The sequence below is a fragment of the Neobacillus drentensis genome (genome assembly GCF_036966985.1).
In the GTDB taxonomy this organism is placed as follows: domain Bacteria; phylum Bacillota; class Bacilli; order Bacillales; family Cytobacillaceae; genus Neobacillus; species Neobacillus drentensis_E.
Genome location: NZ_JBALSN010000652.1, coordinates 1 through 3,984, shown reverse-complemented (window position 1 = coordinate 3,984; position 3,984 = coordinate 1). Strand labels below are relative to the sequence as shown.

Below are 3,984 nucleotides of genomic sequence, written 5' to 3'. Positions count from 1 at the left end.
TTATGACATTACTACTTGCATTAGTGGTGGGAGCATGCTCTTCTCAAGAAACAAAAACAACTTCAAAGGCAAGCTCCGAAACTGCGAAAGGGGAGTCGAAAGTACAAAAAATAATAGTCGGAACAGGAACACAATTCCCAAATGTATGCTTTATTGACAAGAACGGAAAGTTAACTGGATATGATGTGGAATTAGTAAGGAAAATCGATGAAAAGCTGCCAGAATTCGAATTTGAATTTAAAACAATGGAATTTTCGAATCTGTTATTAAGTTTAGAAACTAATAAAATTGATTTTATTGCCCATCAAATGGAAGTGAATGAAGAACGGCAAAAGAAGTTTCTTTTTAATGAAGAACCATATAATGTCTTTCCTCTTCATGTAACGATCAATAAAAATAACAATGATATTCATTCAATAAAAGACTTAAAAGGGAAAAAAGCAATTGTAAGTGCGACTAGTAATTCCGCTGTATTTCTAGAAAAGTATAACAAAGAAAATAACGCAGGAATTGAAATTGTTTATGCAGGTAACGGACCTGATTCGACGATAAATCAAATTAAAACAGGTCGAGCAGATGCAACCATTACGACTCCATTTTCAGTAGACTTTAATAATGACGCTGTAGATGCGCAGCAAAAAGTAGTAGGTGAGCCGCTGCTGAATTCAAAAGTTTATTTCCTGCTTAGGAAAGATGANNATTTGAAAAAAGAAGGTGTTGTCAGTGAATTGAGTAAAAAATGGTTAGGAGCTGACTACACAGTTAACTTTTAATAGATTGGATTATTCATTTGGAGGTTGTAGTAAAAATGGGGAAAGCCTTTGATATTAAGTTAATAATCGAGTTTATTCCCACACTAATTCAATATTTAGGGATAACTCTTCAAATTTTAGGAGCATCTATTATTCTAGGAGTCATTCTCGGTATAGCAGCCGCTATACCGAGGTTATTTAAAATACCTTTACTCAATCAATTGGTCATTTTATATGTTTCTTTTGTTCGAGGGACACCAATATTAATCCAATTATTCCTCGTTTTTTATGGCTTACCTGCTGTACTCATGATTTTCAATATTGATATTTCAAAGCTTGATGCCATTTATTTTGTCATTGCTACTTATGCCATTAGCAATGGCGCTGGTTTTGCTGAAATTTTTCGAGGATCCATTCGTGCAGTCGATTATGGACAAACGGAAGCTGCTTATTCTGTAGGGATGACAAGCAGCCAAAACTTTTTTCGAATCGTCCTTCCCCAGGCATTAAGGATTGCTTTCCCGAATATGGCAAATTCAGTGATTGGTTCATTAAAGGATACTTCTCTTGCTTTTACTATCGGTGTGATGGACATGATGGGAAGAGGAGATACGCTCGTTGCTTCAACAGCACATGCACTAGAGGTGTATATATCTCTATCGATTATTTATTATGTTGTTGTCCTATTGTTTGAAAAAATATTTAGTAAACTAGAAAAATATTACAATCGTTATCAGAAAGCTGATCTAGCTGCTGCTGCATAGAAAGGAGGAGTGAAAATGACGGTTGATATTCCCTTTATATGGGTAGCGTTTAAAGAAATTATCAAGGCCCTTCCTATTACTCTCATCGTAACTATTATTCCTTTATTGGTGGGATTTCTAATAGGTATTGTCGTGGCCCTCATTAGAGTATATCAAGTGAGATATCTTAATAGTGCAGCAAATGCTTATGTATCTTTTTTTAGAGGAACTCCTATCATTATGCATATTTTTGTGATTTATTTTGGATTACCATTATTACTTGACCAACTTTCAGAAAAGTTTGATTTAGGAATTCAAACAAATTCGATTCCGATTATTTCATTTGTATTAATCGCCTTATCATTGGCTGCAGGTGCCTATTTATCAGAAATTATTCGATCTGGAATTATCAGTGTTTCTAATGGACAAATGGAAGCGGCGTACTCAGTTGGGATGACGAAGATGCAAGCGATGTTTCGAATCATTTTACCGCAGGCATTAGCTCAATCTATTCCGAACTTTACTAATGTCATTGTAGGTTTTTTACACACTTCATCCATTGCTTTTCTCGTATCGGAAAAAGAAGTGACAGGTGCCGCCAATATCGTCGCATCAATCAATTTAAAGTTTCTCGAAGCCTTTATTGCTGCGGGTATGATCTATTGGGGTCTTACTATTATTATAGAAGGTCTCTCCTATTTACTTGAAAAAAGGGTGACAGCTTATAATCGAGGAGGCGTGTCATGATCTATTTACAGGGTATTAAAAAATCATTTAACAAACAGCCGGTTTTAAAAGGAATTAACTTAAACATTGAAAGAGGAGAAGTGGTAACGATTCTTGGTCCAAGTGGATCGGGTAAAACAACTTTATTGAGATGTCTGAATTTTTTAGAAACTCCTGATTCAGGTATTTTAAAAATTGGCGATATACAGGTCAATTCAGAAAAGGCAAAGAAAAAAGAAATGTTGTTATTAAGAAAACAATCTGCTATGGTTTTTCAGCATTATAATTTATTTGCCCATAAGACAGTGCTGGAAAATGTGATGGAAGGTTTAGTGGTTGCGAAGAAAGTGAAGAAAAAGGAAGCAAGATTTCAAAGTGAAAAAGTGCTGGAAGAAGTTGGCCTTAGTGATAAATTACATCACTATCCTTCACAGCTATCAGGGGGACAACAGCAAAGAGTCGGTATTGCGAGGGCGCTTGCGTTAAATCCAGAAGTCATTCTCTTTGATGAGCCTACATCGGCCTTGGATCCTGAATTAGTTGGGGATGTGCTTTCTGTCATTAAAGATATTGCACGGGAAGGTATTACGATGGTCGTTGTTACCCATGAAATGAGTTTTGCTAGAGAAGTCGCTGATCGCGTATTATTCATGGATGAAGGAGTAATCGTTGAGGAAGGTACACCTTTAGAAATTTTTAATGCTCCAAAAGAAGAACGAACCAGGCGATTTTTACAACGAATATCGGGTGAATCATTCTTCCCCAACTTTAAGAACAGGTTAATTAAATAAAAATCCTGGAGAAAAGGGTGACTCTTATGGTGACAAAGCAAATTATTATTGAAGAATTAGTAGAGGAAGAAAAAGAAGCGGTAAGACGTTTATTAGTTGAGAGCTATCAGCAGTATGAGCATGAATATACAAATCCAAATCAATGGGAGGATTATTTAGCAAATATCAAGGCATCGGTTGATAATCCAGATGTGAAAAAGATATTGATTGCGAAAAATAATGTAAATATACTTGGTACGTTACAGTTATTCGAGTCATCTGAAAAGGCGTATCAAAAACCTGAATTACAAATTTTTTCCCCGATTATTCGCCTATTGGCTGTCCACCCCCAGGCTAGAGGACGTGGCGTAGCGCAAGAATTATTAAAAGCTGGTCTTCAATTTGCAAAGTCTCAAGGGGCAAATAAATTGTATTTGCACACAGGTGATAAAATGCAAAAAGCGATTCGTTTATATGAATGGTTTGGTTTTAAGCGAGATCAAACGAAAGAATTTATGAACAATGATATTTTAGTAAAATGCTATCGTTTTGATATATAGGAAGGAGATTGTTATGAATCAAGCGGAATTAGAGACTCATTTGATATCCATTCGGCGCCATTTACATCAATATCCAGAATTATCAAATCAAGAATTTAAAACATCAAAGTCAATTGAAAAATGGCTGCGGGAACTAGACATACCGATTCGCAAAACGGATTTGAAAACAGGTGTCTTTGCTGATATAAAAGGAGGAAAACCTGGTCCTATCGTAGCTGTTCGCGCAGATATTGATGCACTTCCAATTGAGGAAAAGTCAGGACTTCCCTATTCTTCCAAAATAAATGGAGTGATGCATGCTTGCGGTCATGATTTTCATACAGCTGCTCTTATTGGTGCAGCCAGCCTTTTGCAAAAAAAACAGTCAGAACTGAATGGAACGGTGCGCCTCCTCTTTCAACCAGCAGAGGAATCCGGTGGTGGGGCCGAAAAG

The 3,984-nt window shown here is 36.3% G+C and carries 6 protein-coding genes; all 6 read left to right on the top strand.

From position 1 onward, the window contains the following. Positions 1-2 precede the first annotated feature (2 nt). The gene (locus tag V7659_RS29835; protein ID WP_335543650.1) at positions 3-773 is read left to right on the top strand and encodes a transporter substrate-binding domain-containing protein; all 771 of its coding nucleotides are present in this window, start codon (positions 3-5) and stop codon (positions 771-773) included. A gap of 35 nt (positions 774-808) precedes the next feature. Further along, complete coding sequence (locus V7659_RS29830) at positions 809-1,516, top strand: amino acid ABC transporter permease (protein WP_335543649.1); 708 nt, start codon at positions 809-811, stop codon at positions 1,514-1,516. A gap of 15 nt (positions 1,517-1,531) precedes the next feature. Continuing rightward, a complete protein-coding gene (locus V7659_RS29825) occupies positions 1,532-2,242 on the top strand; it encodes an amino acid ABC transporter permease (RefSeq protein WP_335543648.1) in 711 nt (236 codons plus the stop codon). Further along, on the top strand, positions 2,239-3,012 hold the full coding sequence (locus V7659_RS29820) for an amino acid ABC transporter ATP-binding protein (RefSeq protein ID WP_335543647.1): 774 nt from the start codon (positions 2,239-2,241) through the stop codon (positions 3,010-3,012). The genes V7659_RS29825 and V7659_RS29820 overlap by 4 nt, the downstream gene beginning before the upstream one ends. A gap of 26 nt (positions 3,013-3,038) precedes the next feature. Beyond that, entirely contained in the window at positions 3,039-3,551 is a 513-nt protein-coding gene (locus V7659_RS29815) for a GNAT family N-acetyltransferase (RefSeq protein WP_335543646.1), read from the top strand. A 13-nt stretch (positions 3,552-3,564) separates the two neighbouring features. Then, on the top strand, positions 3,565-3,984 hold a 420-nt coding region (locus tag V7659_RS29810), incomplete at its 3' end, for an amidohydrolase (RefSeq protein WP_335543645.1).